This is a genomic window from Streptomyces sp. NPDC111606 (genome assembly GCF_055656945.1).
On the sequence record NZ_JBVKBY010000004.1, the window covers coordinates 679,187 to 694,672 of the forward strand.

A 15,486-nucleotide genomic window follows, 5' to 3' on the forward strand; every position below is an offset into this window, starting at 1 on the left:
CTCCCTGGCTTCGACGGTACGTCGGCCGGACGCCGGCTGCCTCAGCTGGACTGGCGGTGCACCACCGTCGCTCCCAGCACCTTGTGCGTCTGGGGTGCGGCGCCGGGGTTGCGCACCGCGTGGTCGACCAGCTCCGCAAGGTCGCGGCCGGACGGCAGTTCGATGTGGACCGTGCTCAGCCTAGGCCGCAGCAGCCGTCCGAGCATCAGGTCGTCGGCGCCGATGAGGGCCGTGTCGACGGGGATGCGGACGCCCTCGTCCTGCAGGGCACGCATCAGCAGCATCGCGTACTCGTCGTTGTAGGCGAACACGGCATCGAGACCGCGGTCGCGCCAGCTGCGGGCGAGCCGCGCGGCGGACTCCTCGTCGTAGGCGAGGGGCAGCTCGGTCACGGTGGCGTCCGTGCCGTGCAGGGCGCGACGCACCCCTTCGAGACGCGGCGCGGAGAAGGACTCCAGGCCGTCCTCCTCGGGGACGACGACGCCGACTCGGCGCCTGCCGCGGTCGTAGAGGTGGCGGCCCGCGCGGTACCCCACGGCCTCGTAGTCCATCAGCAGGGCGTGGGCGCCCTCGACGGACTCGGGGCCGAGCGAGACCACGGCCCGGGCGCCGGAGCGCTTGAGCACCGTCACGCCCTTCGGGCCGAGGCCGGAGCCGGAGAACAGGACGGCGACGGGGCGCAGCTCGGCCCAGGCGCGGGCTGCCTCGTCGCCGTGCAGGCCGGCGCTGCCGTGCTGCACGACGGTGTAGTCGAGGCGGCCGAGCGCCAGCTGGAGGTCGCTGAGGAACCGGCCGTACAGGGAGCCGACAGGGAAGCTCGGGGCGGGCATCAGGACCATCCGGCTGTGCCCGGCGCGCAGGCTGCGGGCGGCAGCGTGCGGGACGTACCCGAGCTCCTTCGCGGCCTCGTGGACGCGGCGGCGGGTGGGTTCGCTGATCCGGACGGCGCTGGTGTTGTTGAGGACGTAGGAGACGGTCGCGCGCGAGACGCCGGCCAGGCGGGCCACGTCGGCGCTCGTGGGTACCGAGCGCTGTGCGGGCAGAGCGGGCGCGGGCGTTTTCGGTATCTGCACCATGACGTACCGCATCTTTGCAGAACCTGTGCGTAGCGGTCGGGTCAGGGTCCCCGCCCGGTCACACCTCGGTGCGCGTCACGCGGGTGACCAGGTCGGACCAGCCGTTCTCCAGCCGCTCCATGGGCATGCCGCACTGCTTGGTCAGATGGTGGATGAGGCCGGGGTCGAGATACGCCATGAGCGTCTGGGCGAGGAGATCGCAGTCGGCGTCCGGCACGATCTGCCGCAGCAGCATGGCGACATGGGTGTGCAGCGCGCGGTACGAGGGGTGGGCGAAGCGACGCGTCGGCTCCGGCTGCGCGGCCAGTTGCAGGTCCAACTGCTCGGCCGCGCGGTACAGCACGGCGACACCGAAGGCCCGCAGCCGCTCCACCGGCGGTGCGCCCGGACCCAGCGGTGGCGGCCCGCCGATGAAGTCGGCCTGCAGCTTCCGCGCGGAGTGGTCCAGCAGCGCCGTCAGCAGGCCGGTGCGGTCGCCGAAGCGGCGGAAGACCGTCCCCTTGCCCACGCCGGCCGCCGCGGCCACCGCCTCCATGGTGACCCCGGCCGCCCCGTGCTCCGCGATCAGCTCGGTGGCCGCCTCCAGCAGCCGGGCGCGGTTGCGGGCCGCGTCGGCGCGCAGGCAGGGCTCGTCGGGGGCGGAGCCGACCTCCAGCAACTGGGGCTTGCCCTCGGGCTCCTGAGACTGCGGGAACGGCGGCAGTACGGCGGACATGAAGCCAGGGTAAAGCATCGGGAATGAAACTGGACCGCGGTCCGGTTAAGGTGCTAGAAATTAAACGGACCCCGGTCCGGATCGTAACGGCAGTGTTTCAGCATCCTTGGAGTTCGCATGTCTGTTCGCATCCTCGCGCTCGTCGGCAGCCTTCGCGCCGGTTCGCACAACCGTCAGCTCGCCGAGGCGGCCGTCAAGCTCGCCCCCGAGGGCGCTGAGGTCGTGCTCTTCGAGGGCCTGGCCGACATTCCCTTCTACAACGAGGACATCGACGTCGAGGGCACCGTCCCCGCCACCGCGGCCAAGCTGCGTGAGGCCGCGCAGGCCGCGGACGCGTTCCTGCTCTTCTCCCCCGAGTACAACGGCACCATCCCGGCCGTACTGAAGAACGCCATCGACTGGCTGTCCCGGCCGTACGGCTCCGGCGCCTTCGGAGGCAAGCCCGTCGCCGTGGTCGGCACCGCGTTCGGCCAGTACGGCGGCGTGTGGGCGCAGGACGAGACCCGCAAGGCCGTGGGCATCGCCGGCGGCAAGGTGCTGGAGGACGTCAAGCTGTCCATCCCCGGCTCCGTGACCCGCTTCGCCGAGACCCACCCGGTCGACGACGCCGAGGTCGCCGCGCAGCTGACCGAGGTCATCGCGCGCGTCCACGGGCACGCGGGCGAGGTCGTCGCGGCCTGACCTGCCCCGAGGTCCTCGCGGAGGGGCCGGAGCCGAGCGCTCCGGCCCCTCCGCGCATGCCCGGCGCCTCCTCCCGCGTCACGCCACCAGCGTCGGCGCGAGCTCCCGCAGCTCCTCCAGCGCCGCCGCCACCGCCGGCCGCTCCCGGCAGCCCCGGCGCGTACAGGTCAGCACCTTGCGGTGCGGGTCGCCGACGCAGCGGACCCGGGTGATCGGGAGCTGCGGGGTCAGCTGGGCCAGCCGTGGGATCAGGGCGACGCCGAGCCGGTTGGCGATCAGGTGGGCGGTGACGTTCCAGTCCAGCGCGTGATGGATCACGTCCGGGGTGAACCCGGCCGCCCCGCACGCCGACATCACATGCGGGAGGCAGGGGCTCTGCGGCACCGGCGCGATCCAGTCCTCGTGCGCCGCCTGGGCGAGGTCGACGCGTTCGAGTCCGGCCAGCGGATGGTCGTCGGGGACGACGAGGTCGTACGGGTCGTCCAGCAGCGGCTGCTGGTCGAAGCGCGCGTCGCTCAGCGGCGGGTTGCGCGGGGTCACGTCCACCACCGCCAGGTCGACCTCCCCCTCGAAGAGCAGGTCGAAGCTCTCCGGCACCGTCGTCTCGCGGATCCGTACGGTCAGCTGCGGATGCCGCTCCCGCATCCGTACGGCCATCGGCGCCAGCAGCACCGACACGGCCGTCGTGAAGCCGCTGACGCGCAGTTGCCCGGCGGGGGCGCTGTACTCGGCGCGCAGGTCGAGCTCGGCCGCCTCCCAGCGCTCCGCGATCGCGTCCGCGTGCGCGAGCAGGCTCTCGGCCGCCGCGGTGAGGCGCACCCCGCGCCCCTGGGGTTCGAGGAGGTCGACGCCCAGGTCGCGGGCCAGCTGGCGGATCTGCTGGGAGGCCGCGGAGGGGGTGAAGTGCAGGGCGCGGGCGGCCGCGGTGACCGTGCCGTAGTGCGCCACGGCCCTCAGTACGTGCAGTCGGCGCAGGTCAATCATGAAGCCCACGCTTCAAGGTGACGTCCGGAAAGTCAACCTGGACGTATACGAAAGCGCATCGCACCCTTGGTTGTGTCGCGACGGTCAACCAGCCACGAGGTACGAGGAGTCGCCATGACCAGCACGACCGGCACCGTGTGCCCGCACTGCGGGTGGCCCGACGGAGCCGAGCCCTACCAGGTGGTGTCCCGGCACACCACGGCGGCGGGCAGCACGGTGTGGACGCGGTGCGCCTGCGGTTCCTTGCAGGTGCGCATGGTGGACGCCCGCGGCATGCGCGTCGTCTCCCGCAGCCGGCCCACGGGGACTCCGGCGCACTCGCCCGGCCGGTGACGTCGGTTCAGTCGAGCCCGGCCAGCCGCTGTACGGCAGGAGCCGCGAAGTTCTCGATGAACGCCGCCGGTTCCCCGGTGCGCGGACCGAGGATCACCGTGTCGATGCCGAGCCGGGTGTAGGCCGCGATGTCCCGGGTGAAGGCGTCGACGTCGCCTTGGACGACGGCCTCGCCGGCGTGGAGGACGGTCTTTCGGATCTCGTCGTAGTCGCGCCCCTCGGTGTCGCAGTGGCCGCGCAGCACGTCGAGCTTGTGCCGGACCTCCTCCGGCGAGGAGGCGAACAGGTTGCACGCGTCGCCGTACCGGGCGACCAGCCGGAGCGTCTTCTTCTCGCCGCCCCCGCCGATCATGATCTCGGGGTGCGGGGAGCTGAGGGGCGCCGGGACGCAGAGGGTCTCGGCGAGCCGGTAGTGCTTGCCCTCGAACGGGCCGTTGGCCTGCGGGTCCCACATCTGGAGGCAGATCCGAAGGGTCTCCTCCAGCCGCTCGAAGCGCTCGGCGACCGGCGGGAACGGCACGCCGAGGCCCTCGTGCTCGCGGCCGTACCAGGCGGCGCCGATCCCGAGGGTGGCCCGGCCGCCGGAGAGCACGTCGAGCGAGGTGGCGATCTTGGCGAGCAGGCCGGGGGGACGGTAGGTCACGCCGGTCACCAGGGCGCCGAGGCGGGCCGTGGAGGTGTGGGCGGCGAGGTAGCCGAGGGTCGTGTAGGCCTCCAGCATGGGATCCTCGGCGCGGTCGTTGATCTCCATCTGGAAGTAGTGGTCCATCACCGACAGCCAGCTCAGGCCCGCCGCCTCGGCCGCGGCGCCCGCGGCGGCGAGTTCGGCTCCGAGCGCGGGCCCTGCGCCGGGATGGTCGAACCGGTTGATGTGCACACCGACGCGCATGACCTGTCTCTCCGTTCACCCGGATGTCCAGCGACCCTGACGACGCTAGATCTTCGAGTGCGCTCGAAGTCAAGCGCGCCGTGTGACCGCCGTCAGGCCGCGCCGGCGAGTTGGTCGCCGAGTGCGGTACGCCGGTACAGCACACGCCGTCCGTCACGGGCCCGGGTGACGAGTCCCGTCGCGTGCAGCACCTTCAGGTGCTGGGAGATGGCGCTGGGCGTCACGCCGAGGCGCCGGGCGAGCTCGACCGTGGGGAGCGGTTCGGCGAGCAGCCGCAGGACCGTGGTGCGGGGTGCGCCGAGCAGTGCGGTGAGGGCGGAGGCGTCGGGCTCGGGCCGCGGTTCCCACAAGGTCGCGGCGCCCCTGCTGGGATACGCCAGCATCGGCGCTTCGTCGGCGCTGAGCGGCGGGGCGGGTTTGTGTGAGAACAGCGACGGGACCAGGCGCAGTCCCCGCCCGGAGCCGTCCACCTCGTGCCGGCCGATCATCCGGTCGACGCGCAGGACACCGTCGCGCCAGCGGACGTTGCGGTGCAGGTCGGAGAAGAGGAGGTGGGCTCCGCCCGTGGCCAGCTGCCGGGCGCGGTGCGTGATGTCGGCCTCCAGGACGAGCCGCATCCGTGGCCAGTCGGGAAGTATCGCCAACTCCCAGTACCGCTGCAGGAGTTCGCACAGCTCCTCCAGCAGCTGAGTCACAGGCGCGGCGCCGGGCGCGGTGATCTGCCGCAGCGCGTCCGGGAGGGGGTGCGGGGCATGGGTCGCGAGCAGGTCGCGCCGTACGAGATCCGGAGGCGTCGCCCCTACGACGGTGAGCTGGTCGGCCAGCGTGGGCGCGAAGGTCGTCGGTCGCGGGGTAAGGAAGTCGGGCAGGGTCAGGGTCCGGCCGACCAGGGCCCGCAGCAGCCCGGCATCGGCGGGGCCGAGGCGTTCGAGGACCGAGCGGCGCCACGGGGTGTGCAGGGGGTAGAGGCCCGGGGCGCGCAGGGCCCGCAGGCTGCCCATGACCTCCCGCAACGGCGAGATCGCGAACCGGGTGTCCGCGAGGTCGTCGACGTCGAGCAGGAAGCTGATCATTAAGCCTCCGGCTACATCCTTTGGCAACCGTCCGCCGCTGCCGTGGACTTCGGCGTATGACGGATCACAACTCCCGGCAGGCTACCCCGGCGATCGCGCTGCTCGCCTTCGCCTGCGGAGTCGCGGTGGGCAATGTCTACTTCCCGCAGGCGATCGGCCCGTTGGTGGCCTCGGGCCTCGGCGTCTCCCCCGACGCGGCCGCCACGGTGGTGACCGCGACCCAGTTCGGCTACGCGGCCGGTATCTACCTGCTCGTGCCGCTCGGCGACCGGCTGCGCCCCCGCCGGCTGCTCGTCACCCTGCTCGCACTGACCGGCCTCGGTCTGCTCGCCGCGAGTTCGGCCCGGGCGCTGCTGCCCCTGGTCGTCGCGAGCGCGCTCGTCGGTGCGGTGACGGTGATCGCGCCGCTCGCCGGTGTGCTGGCGGCCGGCCTGGTGCCGGCCGAACGGCGCGGAGTGGTGAGCGGCACCCTGCTGAGCGGCTCCCTGGCCGGCATGCTGCTGTCCCGTGCCGTCGGCGGCGCCCTCGGCGACTGGCTGGGCTGGCGGGCGCCGTACGTCCTCGCCGCCGCGCTCTCCTTCACGGTCGCCGCCCTGCTGGCCCGCATGCTGCCGACGCTGCCCCCGTCGGCCCGGGACCCCTACCCGGCGCTGCTCGCCGCGCCGCTGCGTCTGCTGCGCACCGAGCCCGAGCTGCGCCGCTCCTGTCTGTACCAGGCCACGGTGTTCGCCGGGTTCTCCGCGGTGTGGACGGGCGTGGCACTGCTGCTCACGGGGCCGGTGTACGGCATGAGCGCGAAGGCCGCCGGGCTGCTGGCGCTCGTCAACGCGGCGACGATGCTGTGCACGCCGGTCGCCGGGCGGCTGGTGGACCGCCGGGGTCCGGACCGGGTCAACCTCGTGTGCTTCCTCGTGGTCGGTACCTCGGCGGTGGTGCTGGCGTTCGGCGGCCTGGGCGGCGTGCCCGGGCTGACCGCGCTGGTCGTCGGCACGCTGCTGCTCGACGTCGGTATGCAGTCCGGGATGGTCGCCAACACGGTGCGGATCTACGGCCTCGGCGCGGACGTCCGCGGCCGCCTCAACACCGCGTACATGACCTGCGTGTACCTGGGTGGCACGGCCGGCTCGTGGCTGGGTGTCCGGGCCTACGGCCGCTTCGGCTGGACCGGCGTGTGCGCACTCGTCGCGACGCTGACCGCGGTGGCGGTCGCCCGCCATGCGAATCGTCGCAACGCCGTCACTGTGCCATGCGCTCCGACTCCGCCGGCTCCTGCTCCTGCTTCTTCGAAGCCCGCAGGCTGGTCACCGTCGTGATGGCCAGGACGAGCACGATGAAGCCGAGCGAGAAGGGGATGCTGATCTCCGGTACGTGGACGCCGGACTCGTGCAGCGCGTGCAGGAAGAGCTTGACGCCGATGAAGCCGAGGATGATCGACAGGCCGTAGCTGAGGTGGACCAGCTTCTTCAGCAGGCCGCCGATGAGAAAGTACAGCTGCCTGAGGCCCATCAGCGCGAAGGCGTTGGCGGTGAAGACGATGTACGGGTCCTGGGTCAGCCCGTAGATCGCGGGGATGGAGTCCAGGGCGAACAGGACGTCGGTGGAGCCGATCGCCAGCATCACGACCAGCATCGGGGTCATGACCCGCTTGCCGTTCTCGGTGATGAACAGCTTGGTGCCGTGGTACCGGTCGGCCACGCCGAAGCGCTTCTCGACGGCCTTGAGCAGCTTGCTCTCCTGATACTCCTCCTCGTGCTCCTCCTTGCGGGCATCCTGGATCAGCTTCCAGGCGGTCCAGATCAGGAAGGCGCCGAAGAGGTAGAACACCCAGGAGAACGCGGAGATGATCGCCGCGCCGGCCGCGATGAAGCCGGCGCGCAGCACGAGGGCCATGATCACGCCGACCATCAGGACGCGCTGCTGGTACTGCGAGGGCACCGCGAACTTGCCCATGATCAGGACGAAGACGAAGAGGTTGTCGACGCTGAGCGACTTCTCCGTGATGTACCCGGCGAAGAACTCGCCCGTGGGACCACCACCGCCGTAGAAGAACAGGCCCAGGCCGAACAGACAGGCCAGGACGACCCAGACGATCGTCCACGTGCCCGCTTCACGGATGGACACGTCGTGGGGTTTGCGACCGATGAAGAAGTCCACGGCGACGAGCGCGCACAGGGCGACGACGGTCAGCAACCAGCCGGAGAGGGAGACGTTCACGGGGTGTACTCCTGGTGCAGGTGGGGCCTTGACAGCGTTGTCGCCGCCCGGCTTCCCTGCCACCTACGACAGGTGAACAACGGGTCATGTCCTGGCAAGCTCCGGGGTCACGCGGGTGCCACCCGCCGGACGGCGGGGAGGTCCCGCCGAACGGCGGCCCTCTGAGCGGGGACCGGTGCGCAGATCATGGCCGCAGAGCCGTCCGGCACCCGCGTACCGCCGTGTGAGGAGACCCCATGACCCAGGCCCCGCCCCCGCCACCGTTCGACCCCGAGCTCGCCGCCGCCCTGGAGCTCATCAAGGACATGATCTCGCCCGGCCTCACGATGGACGAGATAGCCGACGTCCGCCGGGGTCCGGGGATCGAGATGCTGGCCCAACTGGACCTGACCGTGGACGGCTTCTTCGAGGTCGAGGACCGGGTGGTGCCGGGTCCCGAGGGCGCGCCCGAGATCTCCCTGCTGATCTGCCGGCCGGCCGCTCCGGTCGGCGCGGGACCGCGGCCCGTGATCTATCACGTCCACGGCGGCGGCCTGATCATCGGCAACAACCGCGTCGGCGTCGACGTTCCCCTGACCTGGGCGAAGGAACTGGACGCGATCGTGGTGTCCGTGGAGTACCGGCTCGCGCCCGAACACTCGTATCCGGCCCAGATCGAGGACGTGTACGCCGGTCTGGAGTGGACGGCGAAGCATGCGGTCGAGCTGGGAGGCGACCCGCAGCGGATCGTGGTCGCCGGTGCCAGTGCGGGTGGCGGACTGTCCGCGGCGCTTGCCCTGCTCACCCGGGATCGGCGGGGGCCCGAGCTGATCGGACAGATGCTGATGTGCCCGATGCTGGACGACCGCAACGACAGCCCGTCCGCCCACCAGATGGCCGGGCTCGGTGTCTGGGACCGTACGGCGAACGAGACCGGCTGGACGGCGCTGCTCGGCGAGCGGCGGGGCGGTCCCGACGTCTCCGCGTACGCTGCGCCGGCCCGTGCGGAGGTGCTGGCCGGGCTGCCGCCGGCCTTTGTGGACGTCGGTTCCGCGGAGACGTTCCGCGACGAGGTCGTCGCCTATGCGTCCCGGATCTGGCAGGCCGGAGGGGTGGCCGAGCTGCACGTGTGGCCCGGCGGTTTCCACGGGTTCGACGGCTTCGCACCGCAGGCGGCGGTTTCGCAGGCGTGTCGGGGGGCTCAGCTGGCGTGGCTGAAGAGGTTGTTGAGCGGGTGAGTTCCCCGCGCCCCTGGGGTGGGTCGCCGTCCCCGGGGTTCTGTGCGAGGGGGTCCGGACCTTGACCCCGTACCGCACCATGGGCCTATGAAAGAGCTGGCCGGACGTCTGACCGCGTTGGATCCGGATGCCGGGGCGGCCGTGCGAGTCATCGCCTACTTCGATCGGCTCGCCGAGTCGCGGGCCGGGCTGGAGGCGTTGGTGCGTGGTGCCGCCGTGCTGGCCGGGGTGCCGGCTCGGCTGGTCGACGTGGACCGGCGGGTTCAGGTCCGGGTCGAGGTCGACGGGACGCGGCGGGACAGCGACGTACCGCCGGATCCCGCGTGGCCGTCCGCCGCGCTGACGCCGGGCGGCGTTCCGGCGCTGTGGCTGGAGCGGGCCCAGGAGGCGGAGCCGAGTGTCGTAGACGCGGTGATCCTGGAGCGGGCCGCCGGGGCCGTACGGCTCGTGCTCGACCGGACCCGGGGGCGGGCGCCGGCCGACGACCCGGCGCTGGTCGAGACCGTCCTGGACGCCACGGCACCGGAGGCGGCGCGGCTGCACGCGGCCCGCCGCCTGGGGCTCGACCCCGCCGCGGCGGCACGCGTCCTGGCGCCGCTCGACGGCCAACCCCGCATCGTCTCCGCGCACTTGGACGCAGAACCGCCCGTCGGCCGCGTGGGCGTGGGGCCCGCCGTCCCGGTGCTCGACCTGCCGCGCTCCTGGTCGCAGGCCCGCATCGCGCTACGGTTCACGGCCGAGGGCAGCGCCCACGACCCCGGTCCCTGCGTCGTCCACGCCGACGAGCTGGGCGGCATCGCCCTGCTCGCCGACCTCGTACTGCCGGGTGCCGAGCCGCCGCCCGACGTACAGGCACTGGAGGCGGCCGCGGCGGCCGCGCCCTGGCTGCTCGCCACACTGCACGCGGTCGCCTCGACGGTGAGCCTGCGGGCGGCGGCGGCCGAGATCAACGTCCACCACTCCACACTCCAGGAGCGCCTGGCCCACGCCGAGCACCTCCTGGGCTGGCCCCTGCGCACCCCGCAGGGCAGGTTCCGGCTGGGCCTGGCACTGGCCATGCGGCACCTGGTGCGGAACTAGGGGATTTTCCGGATCACGCCGGCGAAGCGCACCCCCTGGCGGCCGTGCCCACCGTCACCGGAATTCGTGGACGACCTCGATCGTGCCGACGATGTGGGCGTTGAACTCGTCCAATTCCTCGGCCGGCACCCACAGTTCGAGGATCGTCTCGCCGCCCGCCTGCTGGACCGGGTAGCGGCTCAGGAACTCCGACTCGACCTCGAACCGGGTCACGAAGCCGGCGCCGTCGTGCTTGACGTTCCAGTCCCGGGCGATCTTCACGGCGTAGTCCTCGTTGAGCACCGGGTAGAAGATCGGCTGCTCGGGCAGCCTTGGTGGCCAGGCTCGCCAGTTCAGCTCGCGGACGAGGTCCAGCTCCTTGGGGCCGGTGGGACGCCACAGTGTGGTGGTCGGGGTCGGGCTGCTCATGGGCGGTGACGATATCCACGCCCCGAGCTCAGCGGCCACGGAGTTCCGGGCGCCGGCATCCCACTGCTTGCATGCGCGCTATACGCGCACTCGCCGGAAATTTCACGGATGGCCTATCCTGGAGGTCATCCATCTCGGGACGGAGGACTCCGGCGCCATGACTGCCACGGACCCCGCGCTCACCGCGCTCGCCCAGGGCTGGTGCGCTCTCTCCCTGCTGCACGGGAGGATCGAGGCGCACATCGAGCGCGCCCTGCAGACCGGGCACGACCTGAGCGTGCGGGAGTACTCCCTGCTCGACGTGCTCAGCCGCCAGCACAGCGGCGAAGGCGGCCACCTGCAGATGAAGCAGGTCGCCGACGCCGTCGTCCTCAGCCAGAGCGCCACCACCCGGCTCGTCACCCGGCTCGAGGACCGCGGCCTGCTCTCCCGCTACCTCTGCCCCACCGACCGCCGCGGCATCTACACCGACGTCACCGAAACAGGCCTGGCGCTCCTGGACGAGGCACGGCCCACCAACGACAAGGCCCTGCGCCAGGCCCTCGACAAGGCCGCGACCAATCCCGAGCTGGCCCCCTTGGTCCGGGCCGTCGAGACGCTTCGCGTCCCCGTCTGAGCCCGCCCCGCTTCGCGCTACCCCTGGTCCCCGACCGACAGCACCAGCTTTCCGCGCACCCGCCCCGCACTGCTGATCCGCCAGGCCTCCGCGGCCTCGGCGAGCGGCAGCACACGGTCGATGTGGACGGCGAGTCGGCCCGCGTCGGCCAGTTCACCGAGGGCCGTCAGATCGGCCGGGTCGGGGCGCACCCACAGGACGTGGCCGCCCTTCGCCAGGACGTCGGGGTCGGCGATGGACACCACCCGGTCACGGCGCTTGAGGACCTGCTGGGACACGTCCACGGCGTCGCCCCCGACGAAGTCCAGCGCCGCGTCGACGCCCTCCGGGGCCAGCTCGCGCAGCCGGTCGGCCAGGCCGTCGCCGTAGGTCACGGGCTCGGCGCCGAGCTCCCGGACGAAGTCGTGGTTGCGCTCGCTCGCGGTGCCGATGACCCGGGCGCCGAGCGCGACGGCGATCTGCACGCCGAACATGCCGACCCCGCCGGCCGCGGCATGCACCAGGACCGTCTCACCGGCACTCACCCCCACGCGCTTGATCGCCTGGTAGGCGGTCAGTCCCGCCAGCGGCACGCCCGCCGCCTGCTCCCAGCTGAGCGAGGCCGGCTTGCGCGCCACCAGACGCACGTTCGCGGCCACCAGCTCGGCATAGGTGCCGAGCTGCACGGAGTCCTTGCGGACATAGCCGTACACCTCGTCACCGGGCGCGAACTCCTCGACGTCCAGGCCGACCTGTTCGACGACTCCGGAGACGTCCCAGCCGGGAATCACGGGGAAGTGGGTCTCCATGAGCGGGTCGAGGTACCCCGCCCCGACCTTCCAGTCCACCGGGTTGACCCCGGCGGCCTTCACGCGGATGAGGACCTCGCCCGGAGCCACCTTGGGGTCGGGGTGCTCCACCAGCTTCAGATCCTCGGGCTGACCGTAGTGCTGCAGTGTGATGGCCTTCATGGCTCCCATGTAACCACACGACTGTTACCAGCATGTGCAATATATGCATCCACATTCAGCGTGGCGGCCTCGCATTGACGCGATCTCCGATGTGGCCGTAGACATGGCCCCATGAGCGCGCCACACCTTCCCCTGTCCGGCATCACCGTGGTCAGCCTGGAGCAGGCCGTGGCTGCCCCGTACGCCACCCGGCAGCTCGCCGATCTCGGCGCGCGTGTGATCAAGGTCGAGCGGCCCGGGGAGGGGGACTTCGCCCGCCGGTACGACACCGCGGTGCACGGTCACTCCAGCTATTTCGTGTGGCTCAACCGGTCCAAGGAGTCCCTGACGCTGGATCTCAAGGATCCGCGCGGCCGCGAGATCCTGCACCGGCTCCTCGACGACGCCGACGTGTTCGTGCAGAACCTGGCGCCGGGCGCCGCCGACCGCCTCGGCCTTGGTGTCGAGGCGCTGGGCGAGCGGTGGCCGCGGCTGATCCCGTGCACGATCTCCGGGTACGGCACGTCCGGGCCGTGGGCCGACCGGAAGTCGTACGACCTGCTGGTGCAGTGCCAGACCGGGTTGGTGTCGCTGACCGGAACCCCCGACGAGACCGCGCGCGTCGGCATCTCCGTCGCCGACATCGCGGCCGGGATGTACGCGTACAGCGGCGTCCTCACCGCCCTCTTCACACGCGCCACCACGGGCACGGCCCACCCGGTGGAGGTCTCCCTGTTCGAGGCGCTGGCCGAATGGATGGGCCAGCCCGCCAACTACACCCGGTACGGCGGCACCCAGCCCCCACGGCTGGGCACCCAGCACCCCACCCTCGCTCCCTACGGCGCCTACCCGGCCGCCGACGGCAGGGAGGTGCTGTTCTCCATCCAGAACGAGCGCGAGTGGGCCGTCCTGTGCGATCGGTTCCTGGGCCGGCCCGAGCTGACCGACGACCCCCGCTTCGCCACGAGCTCCGCGCGGGTGGCACACCGGGACGAGGTCAACGCCGTCGTCGCCGAGCGCTGCGCCCGCTCCGACGCCGAGGAGATCCTCAAGGAGCTGGAGTCCATCGGCATCGCCTGCGCCGGAGTCAACGACGTCACCGCGTTCCTGGACCACCCGGTCCTCGCCGCCCGCGAGCGCTGGCGCGACGTGCCGGTGCCCGGCGGCGCGACGGTGCAGGCCCTGCTCCCGCCGGCCGACCTCGCCGGACTGCCCGCACGCATGGACCCGGTGCCGGCGGTGGGCGAGCACACGGAGGCGATCCTCACCGAACTCGGCCGTACCGGCGAGGAGATCGAGGCCCTGCGCGCTGACGCCGTGATCTGACAACCGGCCCCCTGTGTGACCGAACGCGGCCCACCCTCCGTGCGTCACAGTGTCGGGCGGCTGCGGCACCGCCCCTCCTGTGCCTGCCGCTGTCCGTTCAGGGGGATCCATGCGTACGACCGCTTCACGCACCGCCTCGCTGCTCACCGCCCTCGGCGTGCTCGCCGCCGGCTGCGGCACCGTCACGGCCGGGTCCGACGACGCGGACCCGGCCCCGGAGACAAAGGCCCGCGCCCACGAGGTCGCCGAGGCCTGGGACGGTTCACCGGCCGCCGACGCCTGGCGCAAGGGCTACTACCCGATGGCGGACGCGGTGCAGCCGCCCGAGGACGCGTTCCACGACGAGGACGACAAGAAGGCCTACGGCCGCCGGAACTTCGAGCTGCGCGGCGACCTCCCCGACTCCGAGCAGAGGGAAGGGAAGGTGACGTGGCGCAACGGCGGTTCCCTCACGCTGCCGCTCATGGGCGCGCGGGAGGCGTACAAGACGGTGGACCGCACGGACGCGCCCGCGCCGCGTCTCGTCGTGACCGGGGCGAAGCTGGGCGAGACGACGCTGGTCACGAGCCGCGGCCCGGCCACCGTCCCGGCCTGGCTGTTCACCGTCGAGGGCTACGACACCCCGCTCAAGCGGGTCGCCGTGAAGCCCTCGAAGCTGCCCGCGCCGCCCATCGGACCGGCTCGGGACACCACCGAGGGCCTGTGGGAGCTCAACCGGCTGGTGGAGACGGCCGCGGACGGCCGCTCCGTCACGGTGCTGGCCCACCACGGCTCCTGCGACGACGGACCCGCCGTGGACGTGCTGGAGACGGACGGCAGCGTCGTCCTGTCCGGCTACGTCGTCGGCATGAAGGACGGCCCGTGCACCGCCGACCTGCGCGCGAAGAAGGTGACCGTCGAGCTGGACCGCCCACTCGCCGACCGGCTCCTGCTGGACGCGTTCACGGGCCGCCCGGTGCCGCAGGGGAACCCCGACGGACCCTCCGGCAGCTGGAGCTGACTGACCGTTACAGATCTCTGGTGGTCGGTCCGTGCGCCATCAACTGCGCAAGGCACCCTCGGCCGCCGCCACGGCCTGCTCGGCATAGCCGCGGCCGAAGAGGACGGCGTGCACCAGGAGCGGGAAGAGCTGGTGGAGGGCGATCCGGTCGGACCAGCCGGCGGCGAGGGGCGCCGCGTCCCGGTAGCCGTCCAGGATCCGGTCCAGGTGGGGGCAGCCGAAGAGGTGGAGCATGGCCAGGTCCGTCTCGCGGTGGCCGCCGTGTGCGGCAGGGTCGATCAGCCGGGCGTGCCCGTCGGCGCCCCACAGGACGTTGCCGTTCCACAGGTCGCCGTGCAGCCGGGCGGGCGGCTCGGCGGGGCCCGCCAGCTCGGGGAGCCGCTCGCAGACCCGCTCGATCACGGACGCCTCAGCGCCGCGGACCGTGCCTTGATCGACAGCGCTGCGCAGATACGGCAGCACCCGGTGCTCGGCGTACCAGCGCGGCCAGTCCGGGCCGGTGACGTTGCGCATCGGGGCGAGCCCGATGTACGCGTCCTCGGGGCCGCCGGGCGGTGCGGCGCCGAACGCCGGTGCGCCGGTGGCGTGCAGTGCGGCCAGGTCTCGGCCGAACCGCTCGGCTGCCTCGGCCGTGGGAGGGCCGGTCGCCACCCGCTCCGTGACCAGCCACTGCCCGTCCTGGCCGTGCACGGCGGGGACACGGACCGTGCCGGCGCCGGCCAGCCAGCGCAGCCCGGCCGCCTCGGCCTGTGCGGCGCCGTCGCCTTCGCCGCGTTTGACCATCACGACCTGCCCGCCGGCGAGGGTGACTTCGGCGAGCGATCCGGAGAGCCGGCGTTCACCGGTGACCGGGAGCCCGGTGAAGTGCGCGGCCGGGGCGCCGGGACCGTCGAAGGAGTCGTACACGGGCCACAGGGTACGGCGGCCCCCCGCCCCACCGAAGGC

At 72.3% G+C, this 15,486-nt stretch carries 17 protein-coding genes; 8 read left to right on the forward strand and 9 right to left on the reverse strand.

What is annotated here, in order from left to right:
• Nucleotides 1-41 precede the first annotated feature (41 nt).
• Nucleotides 42-1,076, reverse strand: coding sequence for a LacI family DNA-binding transcriptional regulator (locus tag ACZ7M7_RS18255; protein WP_383612795.1), 1,035 nt, complete (start codon nucleotides 1,074-1,076; stop codon nucleotides 42-44).
• Between the two features lie 58 nt (nucleotides 1,077-1,134).
• Entirely contained in the window at nucleotides 1,135-1,809 is a 675-nt protein-coding gene (locus ACZ7M7_RS18260; RefSeq protein ID WP_383612792.1) for a TetR/AcrR family transcriptional regulator, read from the reverse strand.
• A gap of 99 nt (nucleotides 1,810-1,908) precedes the next feature.
• On the opposite strand from ACZ7M7_RS18260, the gene ACZ7M7_RS18265 reads away from it, so the two are divergent.
• A complete protein-coding gene (locus ACZ7M7_RS18265; RefSeq protein WP_328877616.1) occupies nucleotides 1,909-2,472 on the forward strand; it encodes an NADPH-dependent FMN reductase in 564 nt (187 codons plus the stop codon).
• 78 nt (nucleotides 2,473-2,550) lie between these two features.
• On the opposite strand, the gene ACZ7M7_RS18270 is transcribed toward ACZ7M7_RS18265, so the two are convergent.
• Nucleotides 2,551-3,456 (reverse strand): LysR family transcriptional regulator, encoded by a 906-nt coding sequence (locus ACZ7M7_RS18270; protein WP_472117816.1) that lies wholly within the window; start codon nucleotides 3,454-3,456, stop codon nucleotides 2,551-2,553.
• Between the two features lie 114 nt (nucleotides 3,457-3,570).
• On the opposite strand from ACZ7M7_RS18270, the gene ACZ7M7_RS18275 reads away from it, so the two are divergent.
• Nucleotides 3,571-3,789, forward strand: a complete 219-nt coding sequence (locus ACZ7M7_RS18275) for a hypothetical protein (RefSeq protein ID WP_328420403.1) — start codon at nucleotides 3,571-3,573, stop codon at nucleotides 3,787-3,789.
• Nucleotides 3,790-3,796: 7 nt separating this feature from the next.
• On the opposite strand, the gene ACZ7M7_RS18280 is transcribed toward ACZ7M7_RS18275, so the two are convergent.
• Complete coding sequence (locus ACZ7M7_RS18280) at nucleotides 3,797-4,678, reverse strand: LLM class F420-dependent oxidoreductase (protein WP_472117819.1); 882 nt, start codon at nucleotides 4,676-4,678, stop codon at nucleotides 3,797-3,799.
• A gap of 92 nt (nucleotides 4,679-4,770) precedes the next feature.
• The gene (locus tag ACZ7M7_RS18285) at nucleotides 4,771-5,751 is read right to left on the reverse strand and encodes an ArsR/SmtB family transcription factor (RefSeq protein ID WP_472117822.1); all 981 of its coding nucleotides are present in this window, start codon (nucleotides 5,749-5,751) and stop codon (nucleotides 4,771-4,773) included.
• Nucleotides 5,752-5,807: 56 nt separating this feature from the next.
• Here ACZ7M7_RS18285 and ACZ7M7_RS18290 point away from each other — a divergent pair, with 56 nt between their 5' ends.
• On the forward strand, nucleotides 5,808-7,064 hold the full coding sequence (locus tag ACZ7M7_RS18290; protein WP_472117825.1) for an MFS transporter: 1,257 nt from the start codon (nucleotides 5,808-5,810) through the stop codon (nucleotides 7,062-7,064).
• Here ACZ7M7_RS18290 and ACZ7M7_RS18295 read toward each other — a convergent pair.
• Complete coding sequence (locus tag ACZ7M7_RS18295) at nucleotides 6,988-7,965, reverse strand: TerC/Alx family metal homeostasis membrane protein (RefSeq protein WP_472117827.1); 978 nt, start codon at nucleotides 7,963-7,965, stop codon at nucleotides 6,988-6,990. The two genes, ACZ7M7_RS18290 and ACZ7M7_RS18295, sit on opposite strands and share 77 nt — an antisense overlap.
• A 236-nt stretch (nucleotides 7,966-8,201) precedes the next feature.
• On the opposite strand from ACZ7M7_RS18295, the gene ACZ7M7_RS18300 reads away from it, so the two are divergent.
• Entirely contained in the window at nucleotides 8,202-9,182 is a 981-nt protein-coding gene (locus tag ACZ7M7_RS18300) for an alpha/beta hydrolase (protein WP_472117830.1), read from the forward strand.
• Nucleotides 9,183-9,269: 87 nt separating this feature from the next.
• Nucleotides 9,270-10,262, forward strand: a complete 993-nt coding sequence (locus ACZ7M7_RS18305; protein WP_472117833.1) for a helix-turn-helix domain-containing protein — start codon at nucleotides 9,270-9,272, stop codon at nucleotides 10,260-10,262.
• Between the two features lie 54 nt (nucleotides 10,263-10,316).
• Here ACZ7M7_RS18305 and ACZ7M7_RS18310 read toward each other — a convergent pair whose 3' ends face one another.
• Nucleotides 10,317-10,670 (reverse strand): hypothetical protein, encoded by a 354-nt coding sequence (locus tag ACZ7M7_RS18310; protein WP_383632574.1) that lies wholly within the window; start codon nucleotides 10,668-10,670, stop codon nucleotides 10,317-10,319.
• 157 nt (nucleotides 10,671-10,827) lie between these two features.
• On the opposite strand from ACZ7M7_RS18310, the gene ACZ7M7_RS18315 reads away from it, so the two are divergent.
• On the forward strand, nucleotides 10,828-11,286 hold the full coding sequence (locus ACZ7M7_RS18315; protein ID WP_472117836.1) for a MarR family winged helix-turn-helix transcriptional regulator: 459 nt from the start codon (nucleotides 10,828-10,830) through the stop codon (nucleotides 11,284-11,286).
• 17 nt (nucleotides 11,287-11,303) lie between these two features.
• Here the strand turns inward: ACZ7M7_RS18315 and ACZ7M7_RS18320 are convergent, their stop codons facing one another.
• A complete protein-coding gene (locus tag ACZ7M7_RS18320) occupies nucleotides 11,304-12,236 on the reverse strand; it encodes an NADP-dependent oxidoreductase (RefSeq protein WP_472117840.1) in 933 nt (310 codons plus the stop codon).
• A gap of 111 nt (nucleotides 12,237-12,347) precedes the next feature.
• On the opposite strand from ACZ7M7_RS18320, the gene ACZ7M7_RS18325 reads away from it, so the two are divergent.
• On the forward strand, nucleotides 12,348-13,541 hold the full coding sequence (locus ACZ7M7_RS18325) for a CaiB/BaiF CoA transferase family protein (RefSeq protein ID WP_472117844.1): 1,194 nt from the start codon (nucleotides 12,348-12,350) through the stop codon (nucleotides 13,539-13,541).
• A 109-nt stretch (nucleotides 13,542-13,650) separates the two neighbouring features.
• On the forward strand, nucleotides 13,651-14,541 hold the full coding sequence (locus ACZ7M7_RS18330; protein WP_472117847.1) for a hypothetical protein: 891 nt from the start codon (nucleotides 13,651-13,653) through the stop codon (nucleotides 14,539-14,541).
• 39 nt (nucleotides 14,542-14,580) lie between these two features.
• On the opposite strand, the gene ACZ7M7_RS18335 is transcribed toward ACZ7M7_RS18330, so the two are convergent.
• Nucleotides 14,581-15,447: a fructosamine kinase family protein gene (locus ACZ7M7_RS18335; RefSeq protein WP_472117850.1), complete on the reverse strand. Its 867-nt coding sequence runs from the start codon at nucleotides 15,445-15,447 to the stop codon at nucleotides 14,581-14,583.
• Nucleotides 15,448-15,486: the final 39 nt, after the last annotated feature.